Annotated in this window: 18 protein-coding genes; 9 read left to right on the forward strand and 9 right to left on the reverse strand. The window is 73.2% G+C overall.

Annotated elements, in window-relative coordinates:
* Window positions 1-56 precede the first annotated feature (56 nt).
* Window positions 57-1,358, forward strand: a complete 1,302-nt coding sequence (locus tag ABD340_RS10485) for a glycosyltransferase (RefSeq protein ID WP_344588510.1) — start codon at window positions 57-59, stop codon at window positions 1,356-1,358.
* Between the two features lie 235 nt (window positions 1,359-1,593).
* Here the strand turns inward: ABD340_RS10485 and ABD340_RS10490 are convergent, their stop codons facing one another.
* The gene (locus ABD340_RS10490) at window positions 1,594-2,907 is read right to left on the reverse strand and encodes a glycosyltransferase (protein ID WP_344588512.1); all 1,314 of its coding nucleotides are present in this window, start codon (window positions 2,905-2,907) and stop codon (window positions 1,594-1,596) included.
* A gap of 170 nt (window positions 2,908-3,077) precedes the next feature.
* Between ABD340_RS10490 and ABD340_RS10495 the strand changes: the two genes are divergently transcribed.
* Entirely contained in the window at window positions 3,078-4,094 is a 1,017-nt protein-coding gene (locus tag ABD340_RS10495; RefSeq protein WP_344588514.1) for a methyltransferase, read from the forward strand.
* Here the strand turns inward: ABD340_RS10495 and rffA are convergent.
* A complete protein-coding gene (gene rffA, locus ABD340_RS10500; protein WP_344588516.1) occupies window positions 4,072-5,268 on the reverse strand; it encodes a dTDP-4-amino-4,6-dideoxygalactose transaminase in 1,197 nt (398 codons plus the stop codon). The genes ABD340_RS10495 and rffA overlap by 23 nt on opposite strands.
* Window positions 5,269-5,304: 36 nt before the next feature.
* Window positions 5,305-6,318, reverse strand: a complete 1,014-nt coding sequence (locus ABD340_RS10505; RefSeq protein WP_344588518.1) for an LLM class flavin-dependent oxidoreductase — start codon at window positions 6,316-6,318, stop codon at window positions 5,305-5,307.
* A gap of 181 nt (window positions 6,319-6,499) precedes the next feature.
* Here ABD340_RS10505 and ABD340_RS10510 point away from each other — a divergent pair, with 181 nt between their 5' ends.
* Genes ABD340_RS10510 through ABD340_RS10540 form a run of 7 tightly spaced genes read left to right on the forward strand, consistent with a single transcriptional unit; the run spans window position 6,500 to window position 14,985 of the window.
* Window positions 6,500-7,729: a cytochrome P450 gene (locus ABD340_RS10510; RefSeq protein WP_344588520.1), complete on the forward strand. Its 1,230-nt coding sequence runs from the start codon at window positions 6,500-6,502 to the stop codon at window positions 7,727-7,729.
* Window positions 7,726-8,793, forward strand: coding sequence for a glucose-1-phosphate thymidylyltransferase (locus ABD340_RS10515; RefSeq protein WP_344588522.1), 1,068 nt, complete (start codon window positions 7,726-7,728; stop codon window positions 8,791-8,793). The genes ABD340_RS10510 and ABD340_RS10515 overlap by 4 nt, the downstream gene beginning before the upstream one ends.
* Complete coding sequence (gene rfbB / locus ABD340_RS10520; RefSeq protein WP_344588524.1) at window positions 8,790-9,803, forward strand: dTDP-glucose 4,6-dehydratase; 1,014 nt, start codon at window positions 8,790-8,792, stop codon at window positions 9,801-9,803. Before ABD340_RS10515 ends, rfbB begins: the two co-directional genes overlap by 4 nt.
* Before the next feature lie 48 nt (window positions 9,804-9,851).
* Entirely contained in the window at window positions 9,852-11,633 is a 1,782-nt protein-coding gene (gene accA / locus ABD340_RS10525; protein WP_344588526.1) for a carboxyltransferase subunit alpha, read from the forward strand.
* Window positions 11,590-12,105, forward strand: a complete 516-nt coding sequence (locus ABD340_RS10530; RefSeq protein ID WP_344588528.1) for an acetyl-CoA carboxylase biotin carboxyl carrier protein — start codon at window positions 11,590-11,592, stop codon at window positions 12,103-12,105. Before accA ends, ABD340_RS10530 begins: the two co-directional genes overlap by 44 nt.
* A 25-nt stretch (window positions 12,106-12,130) precedes the next feature.
* Complete coding sequence (locus ABD340_RS10535) at window positions 12,131-13,480, forward strand: acetyl-CoA carboxylase biotin carboxylase subunit (protein ID WP_344588530.1); 1,350 nt, start codon at window positions 12,131-12,133, stop codon at window positions 13,478-13,480.
* A 17-nt stretch (window positions 13,481-13,497) separates the two neighbouring features.
* Window positions 13,498-14,985, forward strand: coding sequence for a peptide MFS transporter (locus ABD340_RS10540; protein WP_344588532.1), 1,488 nt, complete (start codon window positions 13,498-13,500; stop codon window positions 14,983-14,985).
* 128 nt (window positions 14,986-15,113) lie between these two features.
* Here the strand turns inward: ABD340_RS10540 and ABD340_RS10545 are convergent, their stop codons facing one another.
* The 6 genes from ABD340_RS10545 to ABD340_RS10570 all read right to left on the reverse strand — a co-directional run bounded on the left by ABD340_RS10545 (window position 15,114) and on the right by ABD340_RS10570 (window position 20,749).
* A complete protein-coding gene (locus tag ABD340_RS10545; protein ID WP_344588534.1) occupies window positions 15,114-15,872 on the reverse strand; it encodes an AfsR/SARP family transcriptional regulator in 759 nt (252 codons plus the stop codon).
* A gap of 205 nt (window positions 15,873-16,077) precedes the next feature.
* Window positions 16,078-17,172 (reverse strand): hypothetical protein, encoded by a 1,095-nt coding sequence (locus ABD340_RS10550; RefSeq protein ID WP_344588536.1) that lies wholly within the window; start codon window positions 17,170-17,172, stop codon window positions 16,078-16,080.
* Window positions 17,173-17,176: 4 nt separating this feature from the next.
* The gene (locus ABD340_RS10555) at window positions 17,177-17,701 is read right to left on the reverse strand and encodes a SigE family RNA polymerase sigma factor (RefSeq protein WP_344588538.1); all 525 of its coding nucleotides are present in this window, start codon (window positions 17,699-17,701) and stop codon (window positions 17,177-17,179) included.
* Window positions 17,702-17,787: 86 nt separating this feature from the next.
* Window positions 17,788-19,668 carry a glycosyl transferase gene (locus ABD340_RS10560; RefSeq protein WP_344588540.1) on the reverse strand — a complete coding sequence of 627 codons (1,881 nt, stop codon included), beginning with the start codon at window positions 19,666-19,668 and terminating at the stop codon, window positions 17,788-17,790.
* Window positions 19,665-20,468 carry a dolichyl-phosphate beta-glucosyltransferase gene (locus ABD340_RS10565; protein ID WP_344588541.1) on the reverse strand — a complete coding sequence of 268 codons (804 nt, stop codon included), beginning with the start codon at window positions 20,466-20,468 and terminating at the stop codon, window positions 19,665-19,667. Before ABD340_RS10565 ends, ABD340_RS10560 begins: the two co-directional genes overlap by 4 nt.
* Window positions 20,469-20,548: 80 nt before the next feature.
* Window positions 20,549-20,749, reverse strand: coding sequence for a hypothetical protein (locus ABD340_RS10570; RefSeq protein WP_344588542.1), 201 nt, complete (start codon window positions 20,747-20,749; stop codon window positions 20,549-20,551).
* Window positions 20,750-20,778: the final 29 nt, after the last annotated feature.

A 20,778-nucleotide genomic window follows, 5' to 3' on the forward strand; every position in this document is an offset into this window, starting at 1 on the left:
CCGCCTTGAAGACGGCCTTCGAGCGGGAATCGAGGCCCGGGGGGTTGCATGCGGGCATGCGAATCGTACTCGTCACCAACGGCAGCCGGGGAGACACCGAACCCTACGCCGCGCTGGGCGCCGGCCTGCGCGGCCGTGGCCACGATGTGCGCCTGGTCGCGAGCAAGACCTACGCGGGCCTCGCCGACGACGCCCGGATCGACTTCCTCCCCCTCGACGTCGACATCCCCGAGCAGTTCGGCGGCACCGAGGGCCGGCGCTGGCTGGGGGCCGGCGGCGGGACGATCGCCTCCGTCCGCGGCTTCCGCAAGTTCATCACGCCGATGGCCGAGCGGTTCATGGCGGCCACCAGGGAAGCCTGCGCGGACGCCGACGCCGTCCTGTTCTCGCACACCGGCGCCGCCGCCTACCACGCCGCCGAGGAACGCGGCGTGCCCGCCTGCGCCGCCGAGGTCCTGCCCCGCCTCCCCACCGGCGACTACCCCAGCCACCTGGTTCCGGGACGGCGTTCGCTCGGCCGGCTCGGCAACCGGCTCAGCCACACCGTCGCCAACCAGATGATGTGGCGGATGAGGCGTCCCGGCGTCAACGAGTGGCGCACCGCGGACCTGGGCCTGGCACCGCTGCCGTGGCTCGCCGGCCAGGCCCGCTCGATGGCCCGCGACCGGCTGCCGCGGCTGTGCGGTTACAGCACGGCGGTCGTCCCCCGCCCGCGGGACTGGCCGAGATACGCGCAGATCACCGGCTACTGGTTCCTGGACGGCGTGCCGGAACGGCGCCCGAGCGACGAACTGGCGCGCTTCGTCGAGGCGGGACCACCCCCGGTGTACGTGGGATTCGGCAGCATGGTCATGCCCGACCCCGCCGCCACCGCCCAGACCGTGCGGACGGCGCTGCGCCGGGTCGGCGCGCGCGGGGTGCTGCTGGGCGACCCCGCGGTCGTGCCCTCGTCCGACGATCTGCTCGTCGTCGACCACGCGCCGCACGACTGGCTGTTCCCGCGCACCCGGGCCGTCGTCCACCACGGCGGTGCCGGGACCACCGCCGCCGGGCTGCGGGCCGGAGTGCCGAACGTCATCTTCCCGTTCTTCGCGGACCAGCCGTTCTGGGGCGCGCGCGTGCACTCGCTGGGCGCGGGGCCGCGGCCCGTGCCGTTCAAGGACCTGACCGCCGACGCGCTGGAGGATGCCGTCGAGCGCGTGGTCACCGACCGCTCCATGAGTTCCGCGGCGGCCCGGATCGGCGAGCGCATCAGGGCCGAGAACGGCGTACAGGTCGCCTGCGACCTGCTGGAAGGCTGGCTCGCAGGCGATCCGCCCGCCCCCGGCCGACGCCGCCGCCGCACCTTCGGCCTCTGAGGACGCGGGCGGCGCCGGTCTGTGGCGCTCCGTTCCAGGCGCCGGTCAGTTTCTCTCTGAGGGGGCGACCCCCCAGACCCCCTGGCAAGGGCGACTGACCGTCGCCTTCCACTCCGCTGGCGCTCCGTTCCAGGCGCCGGTCAGTTTCTCTCTGAGGGGGCGACCCCCCAGACCCCCTGGCAAGGGCGACTGACCGTCGCCTTCCACTCCGCTGGCGCTCCGTTCCAGGCGCCGGTCAGTCCACCACCGGACGTCCCGTGGTGGCGAGTCGTTCCAGCAGTTCGGCGGCCTCGGCGGGCGGGTCGTGGCGGGCGAAGTCGGCCTGTACCCGTTCGGCGTTGCGCCGGAAGTCCGGATCGGTGAGGACGGCGCGCACCGCGTCCCGGATCCGGGCGGGCTCGGGGGACGTGGCGCTGCGCAAGTCGATGCCCACGCCGGTGTGCGCGATCCGGGCGCAGATCGCCGGCTTGTCCTCGGTCTGGCCGGTGGCGACCATCGGGACCCCGTGCGCGAGCGCGAACAGCACGCCGCCGATCCCGCCGTTGGTCACCATCGCGTTCACCGCCGGCAGCAGGTTCGGGTAGGGGATCGTGCGGGCGATCCGGACGTTGCCGGGCACCGGGCCGAGCGCGGCGGCGTCCGGCGTGGTCGCGACGACGAGGACGTCGTCGTCGGCCAGCGCGGTGAGGGTCGGGCCGAGCAGGCGGGCGGGGTCGGTCGCCACGGTGCCCTGCGTCACGTGCACGACGGGACGTTCGCCCGAAATCACCTCCGGCCACCACGGCGGCGGGTCGAACGTGGCGGGGACGGGTGGCAGGAGCGGGCCGACGTGCCTGATCTGCGGGGGCAGCTCGTCGCGCGGGTAGTCGAAGGCGGGCGTGCCCGTCTGGACGTGCAGGAACGGCGAGATCGTCGCGTCCAGCGCGGTCGTGCCCGCGGGCATCGGCGGCAGCCCGAGCCGGACCCGCAGGGCGCTGAGCGCGTCGGTGAACGGGCGCAGGCGCAGGTGCGCGACCTCGTGGTTCAGCTCGCGGTACCGGGCCTTGGCGGCCGGTTCCGCGGAGTAGCTCAGCGCCTCGGGGGTGTCGGCGAAAAGCCGGGGCGAGTAGAGCGGCGGGATCGCCGAGTCCGGCAGGCTGGGCGGCATGCTCACGCCGAGCCGCGCCCACGGCGGGCCGCCCAGCTCGTGCAGCAGGTAGCCGCCGAGCGCGGAGGTGGACTCGTTGAACACCACGTCCGCCGGGAAATCCTCCAGGATCTCCTGGAAGTCGCGGAGCTGGCCGGCGGCGGGGGCGACGAACAGCCGTTCCAGCACCGCCGAGACGGCGTCCCAGCCGTCGGCGGGGCGGCGGCGCGGCGGCAGGTCCTGGAACCGCGGCGCGTGCCGCATCGGGACGAACCGGGCGCCGGTCGCCTCGACCGTCTCGGCGTACTCGGGTCCGGTGTGCCACCGGACCCGGTGGCCGCGCGCGGTGAGCGCCGCGGCGATGGGCAGCGCCGGGTTCACGTGGCCGCTCTCGGGCATCGTGCTGATCAGGAAGTTCGACATCCGGGGCACCGTCCTTTGCGATCGACTGCAAGCTCACAGACGCGGCTAGAGGTGGCCTTGAGGACCCCTGGTAGGGCAGGTCCCGCACGGTTCTCTCAAGCGGGTGTCCACCGGACCGCGAGCCCGCGCGCCCACGATGACGGCAATGGACCGTTCGGGAAGGGGTTACGTTGGCAGGGAAACCTGAGGGCGCGCACGACGTGCTGCGCATGGGCATCGCCTACTTCCAGTCGAAGGTGCTGCTGAGCGCCGTCGAGCTGGGAGTGTTCACGCGGTTGGCGCAGGAGCCCGCGACGGAGGCCGAGCTGCGCGCGGGGCTGGGCCTGCACGGCCGCGCCGCACGGGACTTCCTGGACGCCCTGGTGGCGCTCGGCCTGTTGCGCCGCGACCGCGGCCGGTACGAGAACACCCCCGTCGCCGACACCTATCTGGACGAGCGCAAGCCCACCTACTCCGGCGGGTTCCTCACCATGCTCGACCGCCAGTTCACCAAGTGGGGCGAGCTCACCCGGCTCCTGCGGGAGGGCGGCATCGACTACCCCGTCGAGGAGGAGAAGGAGCAGCACGACGACATGCACGCCGACCCGGCGCGGCTGCGGCGCTTCATGTCGGCCATGGACGGCATCAACCAGTTCACGGCGCCGGCGCTCGCCGAGACCTACGACTGGGGCGGGCGGCGCCTGTTCGCCGATCTGGGCGGCGCCCGCGGCAACCTCGCCGCGGAGCTGGTCAAGGCGCATCCGCGGCTGGACGGGATCGTGATGGACCTGCCGGCGGTGCGGCCGGTGTTCGAGGAGCACATCGACGGCCTCGGGCTGTCCGGCCGGGTGCGCTTCCAGGGCGGCGACTTCTTCACCGACCCGCTCCCGGAGGCGGAGGTGCTGATCCTGGGGCATGTGCTGCACGACTGGAGCCCGGAGTTGCGGGCGATGCTGGTCGAGCGCGCGTACGCGGCGCTACCGCCGGGCGGTGAGCTGCTCGTCTACGACGTCATGATCGACGACGAGCGGCGGGAGAACGACTTCGGCCTGCTGACGAGCCTGCACATGATGCTGGTCAGCCCGGGCGGCGGCGAGTACACCGCGGCGGACTGCCGGGCCTGGATGCGGGACGCCGGCTTCGCCGGGACCCGGGCGGTACGGCTCACCGACGTCGACACCCTGGTCATCGGCCGGAAGGAGCGCTGACCGAGCGGGCGACGGCGGCCACGACGCGGTCGAGCTGCCGTTCGCTCATCCCGGCGAACAGCGGAAGCCGGACCACCGCCGCCGCCGTCCGCTCGGTGACGGGGCAGCCGCCCGGGGCGACCCGCCCGTACCGGATCCCGGCGGGCGCGTCGTGCAGCGGCTGGTAGTGGCTGGTGGCCTGCACGCCGTGCCGCGCGAGCTGCTCGATGAGGGCGCCGCCGCCCGCCGGGGTCTCCGGCAGCAGGTAGTAGAGGTGGGCCGGGTGCGCGGTGCCCTCCGGGACGGTCGGGCGCCGCACGCCGTTCGCGTCGGCCCATGCCGCCAGCCGGTCGTGGTAGGCGTCCCAGACGCGGCCCCGCCGGGCCTGGATGTCGTGGAACGCCTCCAGCTGCGCGAGCAGGAACGCGGCCAGCACGTCCGACAGCAGGTAACTGGAGCCGATGTCCCGCCACCGGTACTTGTCGACCTCCCGGCGGATGAACCGGCTCCGGTCGGTTCCCTTCTCCCGCAGGATCTCCGCCCGATCGGCGAAGCGCTCGTCGTTGATGACGAGCGCGCCGCCCTCGCCGCACTGCACGTTCTTGGTCGTGTGGAAGCTCTGGGTGGCCATCGCGCCGAGCGAGCCGAGCGGGCGGCCTCGGTAGGCGCCGCCCAGGCCGTGCGCGTTGTCCTCGACCACCGGGATCCCGTGCCGTTCCGCGACGGCCAGTACGGCGTCCATCTCGCATGGGACCCCCGCGTAGTGCACCACCACGATCGCCCGGGTCCGCTCGGTGATGGCGTCCTCGATCAGCCGTTCGTCGATGTTGAGCGTGTCCGGGCGGATGTCGACGAAGACCGGGACGGCGCCGCGCAGCGCGTAGGCGTTGGCCGTGGAGGTGAACGTGAAGGACGGCATGACGACCTCGTCGCCCTCCCGTAGCTCCAGCAGCAGCGCGGTCAGCTCGAGGGCGTGCGTGCAGGAGGTCGTCAGCAACGCCCGGGGCGCCCCCGCGAGCGCGGCGACGTGGGCGGTGGCGCGCCGGGTGAAGGGACCGTCCCCGCCGGTGGCGCCGGAGCGGACGGCCTCGGCCATGTAGGCCGCCTCCTTGCCCGTCGCGTACGGGCGGTTGAACGGGACGCGCCCCGCGGCGGCCTCCCGCGGGTCCTTCGGCGGCAGCGTCTCTTCCAGCATGTCCGGGCTCCTCTCCAGAACGTTCGGCCGGACGGGTCAGTCAGCGGCTCCGGCGTGGTCCAGCGCCTCGACGGCGGTGCGCAGCGCGGCGACCCGCCCGGCGCGGTCGGGGGCCTCCGGGGTGAGCACGAGGGTCGTGACCCCGGCGGCGGCGTACTCCTTCATCCGGGCGGCGATCCGGTCCACCGGCCCGAGGAGGGACGTGGCGTCGACGAAGCCGAACGGCACGGCCGCGGCGGCGCCCGCCCGGTCCCCGCCGGCGTACCTGTCCTGCACTTCGGCCGCCTCGCGTTCGAAGCCCATCCGGGCCGCCCGCCGGTAGTAGAAGTTCTGCTCGCGGTGGCCCAGGCTCATGAAGCGCGCCGGGTGCGCCCGGAGCGGTTCCGCGAGCGACTCCGGGTCGTCCCCGACGGCGAGCTGGGCGGTGAGCAGCACGTCGAAGCCGTCGCCGGCGCGCTCTCCGGCCCGCGCCCGCCCGGCGGCGATGTGCGGCCCCGCCTCCTCGATCTGCCCGGGGGTGGCGAAGACCGCGATCCAGCCGTCGGCCGCCTCGCCGGCGAGTTCGAGGTTGCGCGGCCCCACCGCCGCCAGGTGGATCGGGACGCCGGCCGGCTCCATGCGGAGCGGCTCGCCGTCCCGTCCCGGCAACGGCACGGTGAAGTGCTCGCCCTGGTGGCGCACCTCGTCCCCGCGCAGCGCCATCCGCACCACGGCGAGGTACTCGCGGGTGCGGGCGAGTGGACGGTCGAACGGGCTGCCGTGCCAGACCTCGGTCGCGTACGCGTTCGAGACGCCGAGCCCCAGCGTGAAGCGCCCGCCGGACAGCGTGTGCAGCGCCGCCGCCGTCATCGCCGCCATCGACGGCGTCCGCGCCGGGATCTGCGCGATGCACGAGATCCCGATCCGCTCGGTGGTCGCCGTCAGATGGCCGAGCGTGCTCACCGCGTCGGCACGGAACCCCTCGGGGACGAGGGCGACCTCGAAGCCCAGTCGCTCCGCCTCGCGGGCGATCCACGGGTCGCGGTGGGTGACGTTCACGCCGAGCCGCATCCTGAAGCTCCCTTCACGGGTGAGGGCAGGTGGCAACGCACCGCACGCTGGCAGCCGCCCCTAGAGCGGCACCGGAGCCCGGGTGGAAGTTGAGCACCTCTCAGGCGGTTCTCTAGCGGCCCCGGCGAGCATCGCCGTGTCACGCCGCCGTGATCCCGAGTGAAGGAGCCTGAAGGAGCCGATGGAAACGACGCCTCCGCCATATCCGTTCCGGCGGCCCTCCGCCCTGGAACAGCCCGTGGAACTGCGCACGCTCCGCGACGAGCCGGTCGTGCCGGTCACCCTCCCGAGCGGCGACGTCGCGTGGATGGTGACGCGGCACGAGGACGTGCGCGCGCTGCTCGCCGACGACCGCGTCAGCCGGAACCTCAACCGGCCGGGCGCGGCGCGCATCAGCACCAAGAGCAAGCTGTTCCAGGACCCGAAGATGGACCCGGACCCGCCCGAGCACACCCGTATCCGGCGGCTGGTGATGAAGGCGCTGACGCCGTCCCGGGTGGAGCGGCTCCGCCCGCGGGTGCAGCAGATCACCGACGAGATCGTCGCCGGGATGCTGCGCCGGGAGCCGCCGGTCGACCTCGTCGAGGCGCTGGCGTACCCGCTGCCGATCAGAGTGGTGTGCGAGCTGCTCGGCGTGCCGGTCGAGGACCAGGCCCGCTTCCGCGGCTTGACGGCGTCGTTCCTGTCCCTCGGCGGCTACACCACCGAGGAACGCGAGCGGAACATGGCCGCGCTGGACGAGTACATGCGCGAGCTGATCGAGGCCAAGCGCGCCGCACCGGCCGACGACCTGATCAGCGCCATGATCCAGGTCCGCGACCAGGAGGACGGCCGGCTCGGCGAGTACGAGCTGCACTGGTGGGCGCGGCTGCTGGTGCTGGTCGGCTACGAGACCACCGCCGTCCAGGTCGGCGGCTGCGTGGCCATGCTGCTGTCCCGTCCCGACCAGCTCCGGCTGGTCCGGGACGATCCGGGGCTGCTGAAGGGCGCCATCGAGGAGGTGCTGCGCTGGAAGATCGTCGGGTCGTCGGTGACGATGCTGCGCTACGTCACCGAGGACGTGACGGTCGGCGGGGTCACCATCCCGGCGGGCACGAGCGTCATCCCGGCGGCCGACTCGGCCAACCAGGACGCGTCGGTGTTCGACCGTCCCGAGGTCTTCGACGTCACCCGCACCGAGAACCCGCACCTGACCTTCAGCCACGGCACCCACTTCTGCGCGGGCGCGTCGCTGGCCCGGCTCGAACTGGAGATCGTGGTCGCCACGCTGCTGCGCGAGGTTCCCGACCTGCGGCTGGCGGTCCCCGCCGAGGAGCTGCGGCGGCACGAGGGCAACCTGCTGGAGAGCTTCGTGGAGATCCCCGTGACCTGGGGCGGGACCCGCGCCGGCGAACCGGGCGGCACCGGATGAAGGCCCTCGTCCTCGCGGGGGGTTCGGGCACCCGGCTGCGGCCGTTCACCCACACCCTTGCCAAGCAGCTGGTCCCGGTCGCGAACAAGCCGGTCCTGTTCCACTGCCTGGAGGCCGTCGCCGCGGCCGGAATCACAGAGACCGGAGTCGTCGTCGGCGGGCACGGTGAGGACGTGCGGCGCGCCGTCGGCGACGGCTCCCGCTTCGGCCTCCGGATCACCTGGATACAGCAGGACGAGCCGCTCGGGCTGGCGCACTGCGTCATGATCGCGGCCGGGTTCCTCGGCGCCGACGACTTCGTGATGTACCTGGGCGACAACATCGTCAGCGGCGGGATCGGCCATCTGGTGAAGGAGTTCACCGCCGTCCGCCCGGACGCCCTGCTGATGGTGGGGCCGGTCGCCGACCCGCAGGCGTACGGCATCGCCGAGGTCGGCCCGGACGGGCGGGTGCTCGGCCTGGAGGAGAAGCCGGCCGAACCCGCCGGCGACCTGGCGCTGATCGGCGTCTACGTCTTCTCCGCCGCGATCCACCGGGCGGTGCGCGCGATCGCGCCGAGCCGGCGCGGCGAGCTGGAGATCACCGACGCGGTCGCCTGGCTGGTCGGGCGCGGCGCCGACGTGCGGGCGCAGGTGTTCTCCGGCTACTGGAAGGACACCGGGCGGGTCGACGACCTGCTCGACTGCAACCGGGAGCTGCTGGCCACGCTGGAGCCGGTGAACCTGGGCACCGTGGACGCCGCGAGCGACCTGCTCGGCCCGGTCTCGGTGGCGCCCGGCGCCCGGGTGACCGGCTCCCGGGTGGTGGGGCCGGTGGTGATCGGGCGGGACAGCGTCATCACCGGGAGCCGTATCGGCCCGCACTGCTCGATCGGCGCCGGCTGCCTCATCTCCGGAGCCGAGATCGCCGACTCGATCGTCCTGGACGGCGCCGCGGTGCGCGACGTGCGCGCCATCGAGCGGTCGGTGGTCGGGCGGCACTCCCGGATCGGGGCGCTGGCGGCGGGGGGCGGCGCCCGCCGGCTCCTGCTCGGCGACAGCAGCGAGGTGGTGATCGAACGATGAGGATCCTGGTCACCGGCGGCGCCGGATTCATCGGCTCCCGCTACGTGCGCGCCCTGCTGGCCGGGGAGCTGTCCGACGAACCGGACGGGGAGCGGTCCGCCGCGGACGCCACCGTCACGGTCGTCGACAAGCTCACCTACGCGGGGAACACCGCCAACCTGCCCATCGGCGATCCGCGCCTCACCTTCGTCAAGGGCGACGTCTGCGATGTGGCGCTGCTGCGCGAGCTGCTGCCCGGCCACGACGCGGTGGTGCACTTCGCGGCCGAATCGCACGTCGACCGGTCCCTGGTCAGCGCGGGCGACTTCGCGGTGAGCAACGTGCTGGGCACGCAGAGCGTGCTGGACTGCTGCGTCCTGGCTGGGATCGAGCGCGTGGTGCACGTTTCGACGGACGAGGTGCACGGCTCGATCGCGGCGGGCTCGTGGACGGAGGACGCGCCGATCGCGCCGCGTTCCCCGTACGCGGCGGCCAAGGCGGGCGGCGACCTGTTCGCGCGGGCGTACCACATCACCCACGGGCTGCCGGTGATGGTCACCCGGTGCTCCAACAACTACGGGCCGTACCAGTTCCCGGAGAAGGTCATCCCACTGTTCATCACCAACCTCCTCTCGGGCGACCCGGTGCCGCTGTTCGGCGACGGCCTGCACTCGCGGGAGTGGCTGCACGTCGACGACCACTGCCGTGCCGTGCACCGGGTACTGGAGCGCGGGACGCCCGGCGAGGTCTACAACATCGGGGGCGGCACCGAGCTCACTAACCGGGAGCTGACCGAGCGGCTGGTCGAGCTGTGCGGCGCGGGCCCGGCGAGCATCCGGCACGTCGCCGACCGCAAGGGCCACGACCGGCGGTACTCGCTGGACGACGCGAAGATCCGCACCCTGCTCGGGTACCGGCCGCGGGTCGACTTCGACGCCGGGCTGGCGGACACCGTCCGCTGGTACCGCGACAACGAGGCCTGGTGGAGGCCGCGCCGCGCCGAGCTCCGCCGGTTCCCCCGGGGGTGGTGAGGGATGGCGCCCGGTGCCGGCCACACGGCGATGACGGAGATGCCGGAAATGACAGAGATGGCAATGCTGGCGGCGGTGCGTCCCGCCGCCGACGACGAGTGGGTCCGCTGCGCCGGCTGCGGGGAGACGATCTATGCGCCCCGGTTCGAGCGGGCACTCAAGGTCTGCGGGGCCTGCGGCCGGCACGCCAGGATCACCGCGCCCGAACGGATCGCACAGCTCATGGACCGGGGGTCGGTGACGCCCGTCGCGGCACCGCCCACCGTGCCCGATCCGCTGGGGTTCACCGATCTGGTGCCCTACCCGGAACGGCTCCGGGGGGCGGCCGCCGCCACCGGCCTGGACGAGGCGGTCGTGTGCGTGCGCGGCACCGTTGAGGGGCGGCCGCTCGTCGCCGCGGTCATGGATTTCCGGTTCATGGGCGGCAGCCTGGGCGCCGGTGTCGGAGAGCGCGTCACGGCCGCGGCCGAGGAGGCGCTGCGGGCCCGGCTGCCGCTGCTGGTCGTGACCGCGTCCGGCGGTGCCCGCATGCAGGAGGGCGCCCTGGCACTGATGCAGATGGTCAAGACGAGCCAGGCCATCGGCATGCTGGACGAGGCGGGCATCGCGACCCTCGCGCTGCTCACCGATCCGACCTACGGCGGCGTGGCGGCCTCCTATGCGACGCTGCCCGACGTCATCCTCGCCGAGCCCGGTGCGCGGGTCGGGTTCGCCGGTCCGCGGGTGATCGAGCAGACCATCCGGCAGCGGCTGCCCGAGGGCTTCCAGACGGCCGGGTTCCTGCTCGAACGCGGGCTGCTTGACGGGGTGGTGCCGCGCACGGAGTTGCGGTCCACGCTGGGCAGGCTGCTGCGCTGCCTCGCCCCGGACCGCCCCGCCGCCCCACCGGATCCCGAGGACCGGGACGTTCCCGCCGAAGAACGGCCGGCGGTGCTGCGCGACCCCGGGCACCTGCCGGTCCGGGACGGCATCACCGCCGTGCGGCTCGCCCGGCACGCCGACCGGCCGACGGCCCGCGAGTACGCGATCTCCATGCTGGAGGAGTTCCAGGAACTGCGCGGCGACCGGCTCGGCGGCGACTGCCCGGCGATCGTCGGCGGAGTCGGCCGGCTGGCCGGCCGGCCGGTCGTGCTGATCGGCCATGACAAGGGCCGGGGCACCGCCGACCGGGTCCGCCGCGGCTTCGGCATGCCGTCGCCGGCGGGCTACCGCAAGGCGGTCCGGCTGATGCGGCTCGCGGCCAAGCTGGGCGTCCCGGTCGTCACGCTCATCGACACGCCCGGCGCCCATCCCGGCCTGGAGGCGGAGGAGAACGGCCAGGCCTGGGCGATCGCCGACGCCATCCGGCTGATGTCCGGCCTGCCGGTGCCGACCGTCGCGGTGGTGACCGGGGAGGGCGGCAGCGGCGGCGCGCTGGCGCTGGGCGCCGCCGACCGGGTGCTGATCCTCGCCAACGGGGTCTATTCGGTGATCAGCCCGGAGGGCTGCGCGGCGATCCTCTGGAAGAGCCAGGCGCCGGACGCCGTCGCCGGCGCCGCCGACGCCCTCCGGCTGCAGGCCCATGACCTGCTCGTCCACGGAGTGGTGGACGGGGTCGTCGGCGAACCCGGCGAGGGCGCCCACACCGATCCGCCGCGGGCGGTCGAGCTGGTCCGGTCGGCGATCATCGCCGCGCTGGACGAGTTGTCCGGCCGTCCCGCCGCCGACCTGGTCGCGGCGCGCCGCGACCGGTTCCGGCGGTACGGGACGGCGGAGCCGATCAACGGAGACGAGACGGGGAGGCCTCATGACGGAGACACCCGCCGCGGCGCCGGGCACGGCGTCGCCTGAGCTGCTGGAAGCGCTGGTCGGGCAGGTCGCGCGGCTGGCGGGCGCCGGGAGCGTGCCGCCCAGCAGCGTGCGGCTGCGGGCCGGCGAGCTGAGCGTCGAGGTCGACTGGCCGGGCCCTGCCGCGCCGGCCGCCCCGCCGGCACCGGCACCGCCTGCGGCACCGGGCGCCGTACCCGATTCCGGGCCGGCCGGAGTGCCGGTCGACGGCGGGGAGGCGGATGCGCGGCACACGCTGGACGCGCCGCTCGTCGGCGTCTTCTACCGGTGCCCGGAGCCCGGCGCCGACCCCTTCGTCCGGGAGGGGGACGTGGTCGACAAGGGCCGGCAGGTCGGGATCGTCGAGGCGATGAAGCTGATGAACCCGCTGGAGGCCGATCAGGCCGGCCGCATCGTCGAGTTCCTGGTGGCCGACGGCGAACCGGTCGAATACGGGCAGCCCATCCTGCTGCTCGAACCCGACGGCCCCGCGTGAGCGCGGCCGCGACGGAAGGTGGTTCATGTTCTCGTCGGTGCTGATCGCCAATCGCGGTGAGATCGCGCTGCGCGTCGCCCGGACCTGCCGCGAGCTGGGCATCCGGGTGATCATGGTGTACTCGACCGCGGACCGGGACTCGCCGGCGCTGCGGCTGGCCGACGAGCGGGTGCACATCGGGCCGCCCGCGGCCGCGCGCAGCTACCGGTACGCCCCCGCGATCCTCGAAGCCGCCCGCCGGACCGGTGCCGAGGCCGTCCACCCGGGCTACGGCTTCCTGTCGGAGGACCCCGACTTCGCCCGCGCCTGCCGGGCGCACGGCATCACGTTCATCGGCCCGCCCGCCGAGGTCATCGCCCGGCTCGGCGACAAGGCGCAGGCCCGTGAGGCGGCCGTGGAGGCGGGGCTGCCCGTCCTGCCCGGCAGCATCCGGACGCTGGGCGACGGGGCCGACGCCCGGCGCGCGGCCGACGAGATCGGCTACCCGGTCATCATCAAGGCCGTCGCGGGCGGCGGCGGCCGCGGCATGACGGTCGTCCACGATGCGCGGGACCTGGCCCGCGCGTACGCGCAGGCGCGCGCCGACGCGGTCGCCCTGTTCGGTGACGGCCGCGTCTACGTCGAGAAGTACCTGGAGACGGCGCGGCACGTCGAGGTGCAGGTGCTGGCCGACGGGCACGGGAAGGTGCTCGACCTCGGCGCGCGGGACTGCTCGGCGCAGCGGCGGCGGCAGAAGCTCATCGAGGAGAGCCCGGCGCCCGGGCTTCCGGACGATCTCGTCGGGCGGATGTGCGAGGCGGCCGTCCGCGGTGCCCGCGCCACCGGATACGTGGGCGCGGGGACGTTCGAGTTCCTGGTCGGCGACGAGCACGAGTTCTACTTCATGGAGGTCAACTCGCGGATCCAGGTGGAGCACCCGGTGACCGAGATGGTCACCGGCGTGGACCTGGTCCGGGAGCAGCTCGCGGTCGCGGCCGGCCACCGGCTGGGGCTCGGCCCGGACGACGTCGTCCCGCGCGGGGCGGCGATCGAGTGCCGGATCAACGTCGAGGATCCCGAGCGGGGCTTCCTGCCCACCCCCGGGCTCGTCGCGGAGTTCGTGCCGCCGGGCGGCCCGTTCACGCGGGTGGACACGCACGCCGTGCCGGGACTGCGGGTGCCCTCCGACTACGACCCGCTGCTGGCCAAGGTCGTCGTCTGGGACGCGCACCGGGACGGGGCGATCGCCCGGATGGACCGGGCGCTGGAGGAGTTGCGGGTCGCCGGTCCCGGCGTCCGTACCACCGCCGGGTTCCTGCGGGAGGTGCTGGGGCACCCGCTCTTCCGCGCGGCCAAGCACACGACCGGCCTGGTCGAGTCCATGCTCACACCGTAGGCCCGGAGGAGATCCGGTTGTCGCTCACCGAGTCCCCCGTCGCCCGGCCGTCCGGGGGCGGCCCGCGATTCCGGCGACCGCGCTGGTTCGTGACGCTGTTCTTCACCGACATCTGGGAGCGGTTCAGCTTCTACGGCATGCAGGCCATCCTCGTGCTCTACGCCGCCGCCCCGGTGGAGGAGGGCGGGCTGGGCCTGCCCAGGAGCACGGCCGCGATGCTGTTCGGGATCTACGTCGGCTCGGTGTTCGTGCTGGCGCTGCCCGGCGGCTGGGTCGGCGACTGCGTCCTCGGTGAGCGCCGGGCCGTCATCTGGGGCGGCCTGACCATCGCGCTCGGCCACTTCACCATGGCGGTGCCGGTCCGGGACGCCGCCTACCCGGGCCTGGCGCTCATAGCCGTCGGCACCGGGCTGCTCAAACCCAACATGCTGGCCCTGCTCAGCGGGTTCTACCCGAAGGGCGAGGCGGCCCGGCGCGAGGCCGCCATCTCGATCTTCTACACCGGCATCCAGTTGAGCGCGCTGGTGGCGCCGCTGGTCACCGGCCTGGTGGGGGAGCGGATCGGCTGGCATCTGGGCTTCGGCGTGGCCGGGGTGGGCATGGTGCTGGGCGTCGCGCAGTTCGTCGTCGGCCGGCGGCATTTCGGGGCGGCGGGACGGTCGCCGCGGCAGCCGCTGTCGGAGGCCGAGCGGCGGACCGTGATCCGGCGGGTCGCCGTCGCCGTGCCGGTGGTGGCGCTGCCGGTCGTGCTGGACGTGGCGGCCGGGACGTTCTCCCCGATGCACCTGGCCGCGGTGTTCGGCCTGGTCACGCTGATCGTGCCGTTCGGGTACGTGGCGGTGCTGCTGCGCGACCGCGGCTGGGCGCCGGCCGAGCGCGGCCGCCTCAAGGCGTTCACCTGGCTGCTGCTCTCGTATTCGCTGTTCTGGATGCTGGTGAGCCAGTCGGGTTCGATGCTGGCGCTGTTCGCCCGGCATTCCACCGACCGCACGGTCGCGGGATTCACCGTGCCGGCGGGCTGGTTCCAGTCCGCCATTCCGTTCTTCATGCTGCTGGCCGCGCCGGTGTTCGCCGCCCTGTGGGTACGGCTCGGAAAGGGTTTCGGGGTGCCCGCCAAATTCGCGCTCGGAATGGCGTTCGCGGGCGCGAGCTTCCTTCTGATGGGAGGTGTGGCCGGGGCCGCCGCGGACGGCACGAAGGTGCCGCTGCTCTGGCTTGTGGCGGTCTTCTTCCTGCAGGCGTGCGGGGAGATCGTGATCGGCCCGGTGGCGATCAGCACCTCGGCGGAGGTGGCCCCGGCCGCGTTCACGGGCCGTACGATCGGCCTGTCCTGGCTGTTCAGCGCGCTGGGCGCGGGGCTCGGCGCGCAGGTCGTCCATCTGGCCGACGTTTGGCCGGACCGGGTGTACTACCTCGTCCTGGGCGGTGCGGCGGCCGGTGCGTGCGCGGCGATCATTCTTGCGGGGGGCGGCGTGCGCCGTGCTCTCGCCGCCCCCCGTGAATGATCCGTGCCCGGAGGAGACCGTGCGTGGGAACGGCTGTGCCGATCAGGCCGGTCCGGCGAGTGGGGTCGGCCGTGCCGGTTCGGCTCGGTCCGCTCGGTCCGCTCGGTCCGGTTGGTTCGTTCCAGGCATCAGACCGCATCCGCGGTGAGAATGCCCCGATGGAGATCGCGCATGTCGTGGTTGGGTTCGATGCCCAGCTCCTCGACCAGGATCCGGCGCAGGTTGTGGTACACCTCCAGGGCCTCCTGCCGGCGTCCGGTCCGCGACAGGGCCAGCATCAGCTGATGGTGGAACCACTCGTTGAGGCTGTGCCTGGCGACCAGCTCCTTGAGTTCGCCGACCAGCCGCTGGTGGTGCCCCATCGCCATCTCGGCCTTGATCCTCATCTCGATGGCGTTGATGCGGGCCTCTTCGAGCCGGATCCGGTGCGTCTCCAGCCGCGGCCCGGTCGCCACGTCGGCGAGCGCGGGCCCGCGCCACAGCGTCAGCGCCGCGCGCAGGGTGCGTGAGGCCAGGTCGAGTCTGCCCTGGTCGAGTGCGGACCGGCCGGCGGCGGTCAGCGTCTCGAACCTTGTGACGTCGATGCCGTCCTCGGGGATCACCAGGGTGTAGCCGCCGTGCCTGGTCACCAGGATGTTGCGGGCGGCCCACACCGCGTCCCCCGCACCGAATCGTTTGCGCAGTTGGTAGATGTAGGTCTGCAGTGTCGTCTGGGCGCTGGCGGGGGGATCGTTATCCCACAGTTCTTCAAACAGGGCACCGGTGGAGACGACCTCGTTCGGGGTGGTGAGCAACAGGCAAAGCACACTGCGCTGTTTGGGGGCGCTCGGCGTGAGCGTCGTGTACCCACTCGACGCCTCTAGGGTGCCCAGCGTCTTGAAGTGCATAGCAGTACCCTCCAGTAAGGCTGCATGGTGCGCGGAGATTTCCTACTCGATCCCCACTCACCTGATCAATTATGTGCGTTCAGAGTGGCTTTCTCAATTCAATATTGACGCAAATATTGACCACAGTCGGTCAGTTGGTTTTGACGGTTTGAGCCGTGCCGAACAACCGAATCGACCCGAGCAATGGTTTCCGTTATATTTCGGTTCAGTTCGGAGTGCGCGTCGGGCATCCGGATTTCGGCCCGGAGGTGGCCGGGCAGCCCGCGGGCGCCGGCGGCGGCCACGTTGCCCCGGGCACCATCGTCACGGCGGCGGCCAGATCGCGCAGCTTCCGGTTCCCGCCGAACGAGGCGAGCGTGGCGGCGTCGGCGGCCGTGGCGAAGAACGCCGAATCCGCGTTCTCCGGAATGGTGATTTTGGTGTCGTCCACGGCGGCGGGACGGCCTCCCACCGTCGTGTCGGTCCGCAGCCCCGGCTCCGGCTGCTCGACCCCGATCGCGATCCACCCGGGCTCGCGGGCGCCGAGCTGCGCCCGCGGATCCTGCGTCCCGTAACGGAGCGCCACGCTCGGACGGGTCCCGGGGGTGGGCGCCGAGGCGACGGTGCCGATCAGCCGGTTCGGCGCGCCCAGCATCGAGCCGGGCGCGGTGACCGGCGCCCGGACCACGGTCCGCCCGTCCGGCAGCACGCTCTGCGCGACGCGATGCGCCACCGCGCGGTCGGCGCCGTCGCCGCTCACCGAGGCGAACGCCCACGCGCCGGGCGCCCACTCCCACGCCACCTCGACCGAGCCCGTGTGCAGCACGGGCCGGTCCGGCCAGAACGCCGGGCGCCCGTTCACGTCCGGCGCCCTGGTCCCGGACGGGGCCCAGCGGCGGCCGTCGCGGCCGACCAGCCGGTCCCGCGGGAACATCGTGACCAGCCCGGCGGCGCGACGCGGACCGTCCTGGTCGGAAAGCCGCAGGTGGGCGCGCTGTCGGTAGCGGCCCGTCTCGTAGCTGTCGGGCGTGAACCCGCCGGCCGACCCGACCCGGAAGTACTGGTGGGTGAGGCCGAACTGGTCGGGCGACGCGATCGGTCGCACGTCGTCGGGCGGCATCGTCCTGCCCAGCAGGGCGGAGGCGATGGCGACCACGGCGACCACGCCCGCCACGGAGGTGATACCCGCGGCGCGGCGGTTGCGCGCCCGGCGGCGGCCGACCCGCACGGCCTCGGCCACGTCCACGCGGGTCGCGGGACCCGGCTCGGCGCCGCGCAGGGGCGAGAGCAGCCGCCGTGCGTCCTCTTCGTCGCGTTCCACAGGCTCACTCTCCCCTCAGGATGACCAGCATTTGCTCGCCCAGCAATCCTCGCAGCGTGACCAGGCCCCGTGAGGTCTGGCTCTTGACGTTGCCGGTGGAGCACTGGAGGATCTCGGCGACCTCGGCGACCGGCAGGTCGCACAGGAACCGCAGCACCAGGACGGCCCGCTGCCTGGGCGGCAACTGCGCGAGCGCGGCGTGCACCACGGTGCGCGTCTCCACGTCCGGCCCCGGCGGCGCCGGCGCCATCGCGGGCGTCTCCTTGGGCGCCCCCGTCAGCCGCACCCGGGACCACCAGCCGAGCTGCTGGTCGTTGAAGAAGCACCGGACGAGCATCCTCTCGACGTAGCGATCCAGATTGTTCGCCTGCTGTGCGCGTCTCCAATGGGTGTAAAGGCGGGTCAAGGTTATTTGCACCAAATCGTCGGCCCGGTGGGCATCCTTGCAGAGATAATGTGCGATCCGCCGTAACCGAGGCAGATGCGCCGTCACGTATGCGACGAAATCCTCTTCCTCTGCTGCCCGCATCAACCGCCTCCCAGGTGCTCCGCACCTCTTTTACGGGACGCGGGCCGATTTGCACAGGGCATTTCCCTGACTTCGCCATTTGTTCTTCACCCCGTGCCGTTCTGCCCAGACGACGGACCTGTGTCGTGCCGCACCCTCCACACCGTGACACCGCCGATCTCCCGGCCCGGCCCCAGCAGCCCGTCGACCGTGGCGCGCAGCGCCTCCCATTTGGGGTGCGGTCCGAGCACGACCGCGTCGGCCAGCCAGAACTCCAGATCCTCGCGGGCGGTGGCGCGCTCGGTCCCGGTGAGCGCGGGGACCCGGCCCGAGTCGGCCACCTCGCGCAGCAGCGACGCGGTCGGCCGCGCCACCGCACCGTAGACGCCGGTGCGGTCGGGACCGTACGGGCCGACGAAGTAGCCCTCCACGATCGAGAAACCGAGCCCCGCGTCGACCTGCCAGCGCAGCGTGGCGGCGTCCGCGGCGTCCGGCGGGGGCACCATGAGGACCGAGCGGCCCGCGCCCACGTACCCGCGCCAGTGGCCCTCGGTGAAGAAGGCCGGCGTCACGGGACGGTCGGCGGCGAGCAACGGCCGCGGGGCGATGGGCAGCAGCGCCTGGACGAGCACGATCGCCCAGACCATCCGCAACGGCGCCGCCCGCCACGGCGCGGCCCGCGCCACCCCCGTCACCTGATCTGTCGCGATGGCGATCAGGATCGCCATCGCGGGTATGCAGATCATGGTCAGCCGCGATTCGAGCAGCGAGTCGTACAGGGGGAGCTTGGACATCAGCAGCCACGGGCCGTTGATCCCGGTCTCCGCCCCGGACACGATGATCTCCGGGCCGAGTGACAGCACGACCGACACCAGCATGACGACGCCGAGCGCCAGCGCCGCGGCCTGCCGGCGCAGCCAGAACACCAGCACGGTGACGAGCACGACCAGCGGCCAGCCGAAGAACGCGTTCTGCTCGGTGGTGTTCGCGGGGACCGGGCCCACCGTGCTCGGGCCGCCCAGGGACCGTTCGGCCAGCGCGGGGATCGCCATCAGATCGTTGCCGGACGGGCCGTGCAACAGGCTCCGGTAGCTCTGCGGCCCGGTGAACTGCCAGACCAGCGGGTAGATCGTCAGCGTCAGTGACAGCGCGGCGGCGACGCCGAGCCCGGTCAGCAGCGGCCGGGCCGCGGTGCGGACGGAGTCGGGCGAGGCCACCACGTACGCGATCCCGAACACCAGCAGCCCGGTCGCGGCCAGCAGCAGCGGCTCCTCACCGAGGAAGATCTGGTAGGTGACGAGCAGCCCGAGGAGCACGCCGTCGCGGATCGGGCGCTCTCCCCGCCACAGCGCGAGGAGCCGGTCGATGATCAGGGGCAGCACGAACAGCACGACGAAGTTGGGGTGCGCGTTCGCGTGCGAGATCATCGGCGGGGCGAAGGCGCACAACCCGCCGGCGATCCCGGCGGCCGCCCGGGAGCGGCCCAGCCGGCGGTGGATCAGCCAGTACCAGGCGAACCCGGTCGAGGCCAGCCCTCCGGTCAGGACGATCGCCCAGGTCGCGCTCGGTCCGAACGCCAGCGTGATCGGGGTGAGCGGGATCGACAGGCCCAGCATCACCGTGTTGCCCATGAGGTTCACGCCGAGCGGCGCGTTCTGCAGGTCGGTGAAGAGCGGGTTGTCCAGCCGGGTGACGGCCCGCGCCGTCACGGCGAAGAACCACTCCCACTGGTGCTGGTCCTGCCCGCCGTTGATGAGATAGCGGCGGCCGGGGGAGGCCCACAACCGCGCGTACACGAAGACCGACGCCAGCAGGAAGCCTCCGGCGACCGCCAGGTCGACGACGGATTCGCGGCTCGGAGCCGTCGCGAACCGGCGGACGACGCCGAGCACCGCGCCCCGGCCCGCGGGCGCCGAGGGGTCTTCGGCGCGCACCGGGCCGTCCTCGGCCTTGCCTCCGGCCGTCTCGGAGATGCGTGCCGCACTCATCGGCCCCGCCGCATCTGTACCGCGCTCCCGGCCGGCAGCGGTGTGGACGGCGGGGCCAACGTCATCGCCCGTGCGGAACCCCGGTGGCCGTGCTCGCGCCGGAGCTGCAGCAGCTCGCGGACCACCCGGGGATAGGCGCCGGGGCGCAGCTTGGAGCCGGGCTGGTGCGCCCAGCGGACCGGCACCTCCTCGACCGTCCAGCCGAACCGGGCGAAGAGGTAGAGGATCTCGACGTCGAAGCCCCAGCCGTCGATCGTGGCGAGGCCGAAGGCGTGCCGGGCCTTGGCGCCGTCGAAGAGCTTGAAGCCGCACTGGGTGTCGGCGATGCCCGGTGTCGCCAGCACGCGGATGAGCCGGTTGCCCGCCTGCCCGAGCAGCCTGCGGACCGCGGCCTGCTCCACCTGGATGCTGGAGGCCCGGTGCGCGCGCGATCCGATCGCGGCGTCGGTGCCCGCGCCGAGGACGGCCCGCAGCCGGCCCAGCTCCTCGATGGGGGTGGCCAGGTCGGCGTCGGAGAACAGCACCTGCCGGCCGCGTGACGCGCGCACTCCCGTGCGGACGGCGTGGCCCTTGCCGCGGTTGGCGCTCGACCGGACGAGGTGGATCCGGCGGTCGGCGCGGCCCGCCGCCCGCACCAGGCCGGCCGTTCCATCGGTCGAACCGTCGTCGACGACGACGAGTTCCCAGCGGATCGCCGACGCGCGCAGATACCGGCCGACCGCGTCGAGCGTCGAGCCGAGCCGCAGCTCCTCGTTGTAGGCCGGGATCACCACGGACAGATCGGGTTTGGGTTCGCTCACGTGTAGAGGACAGGGTCGGACCGCCCGGAGGTTGCATGGCCGCGGCGATTTAATCGCCGCGGCGCCTGGACGGCCCGCCCTCAGGACCGGGCCCGCTGGGCCAGTCGCTCGAACTCCTCGCGTTCCCAGGGGGTGAGCGTGCCGCCGAAGAGCGCGTCGGTGATGTCCTCGGCGGGCATCTCAGAGACGGTCCACGTGTTCATGCCGACGATGACCAGCCCCTCCAGCCAGTGGCGTACCAGCGTGCGGAGGAGACCTCGCCCCTGCCTGCGTCGCGCCATCTCCGACCTCCCGGCCGCATCGTCGCCGT

It is taken from the genome of Actinomadura vinacea, assembly GCF_039532545.1.
Lineage (GTDB): Bacteria > Actinomycetota > Actinomycetes > Streptosporangiales > Streptosporangiaceae > Spirillospora > Spirillospora vinacea.

Coding starts and splice junctions, on each gene's coding strand:
- rfbB (WP_344588524.1), top strand. CDS start 8,790: ATGAGGATCCTGGTCACCGGCGGCGCCGGATTCATCGGCTCCCGCTAC.
- ABD340_RS10515 (WP_344588522.1), top strand. CDS start 7,726: ATGAAGGCCCTCGTCCTCGCGGGGGGTTCGGGCACCCGGCTGCGGCCG.
- accA (WP_344588526.1), top strand. CDS start 9,852: ATGACAGAGATGGCAATGCTGGCGGCGGTGCGTCCCGCCGCCGACGAC.
- ABD340_RS10555 (WP_344588538.1), bottom strand. CDS start 17,701: ATGCGGGCAGCAGAGGAAGAGGATTTCGTCGCATACGTGACGGCGCAT.
- ABD340_RS10535 (WP_344588530.1), top strand. CDS start 12,131: ATGTTCTCGTCGGTGCTGATCGCCAATCGCGGTGAGATCGCGCTGCGC.
- ABD340_RS10490 (WP_344588512.1), bottom strand. CDS start 2,907: ATGTCGAACTTCCTGATCAGCACGATGCCCGAGAGCGGCCACGTGAAC.
- ABD340_RS10485 (WP_344588510.1), top strand. CDS start 57: ATGCGAATCGTACTCGTCACCAACGGCAGCCGGGGAGACACCGAACCC.
- ABD340_RS10505 (WP_344588518.1), bottom strand. CDS start 6,318: ATGCGGCTCGGCGTGAACGTCACCCACCGCGACCCGTGGATCGCCCGC.
- ABD340_RS10510 (WP_344588520.1), top strand. CDS start 6,500: ATGGAAACGACGCCTCCGCCATATCCGTTCCGGCGGCCCTCCGCCCTG.
- rffA (WP_344588516.1), bottom strand. CDS start 5,268: ATGCTGGAAGAGACGCTGCCGCCGAAGGACCCGCGGGAGGCCGCCGCG.
- ABD340_RS10560 (WP_344588540.1), bottom strand. CDS start 19,668: ATGAGTGCGGCACGCATCTCCGAGACGGCCGGAGGCAAGGCCGAGGAC.
- ABD340_RS10545 (WP_344588534.1), bottom strand. CDS start 15,872: ATGCACTTCAAGACGCTGGGCACCCTAGAGGCGTCGAGTGGGTACACG.
- ABD340_RS10530 (WP_344588528.1), top strand. CDS start 11,590: ATGACGGAGACACCCGCCGCGGCGCCGGGCACGGCGTCGCCTGAGCTG.
- ABD340_RS10570 (WP_344588542.1), bottom strand. CDS start 20,749: ATGGCGCGACGCAGGCAGGGGCGAGGTCTCCTCCGCACGCTGGTACGC.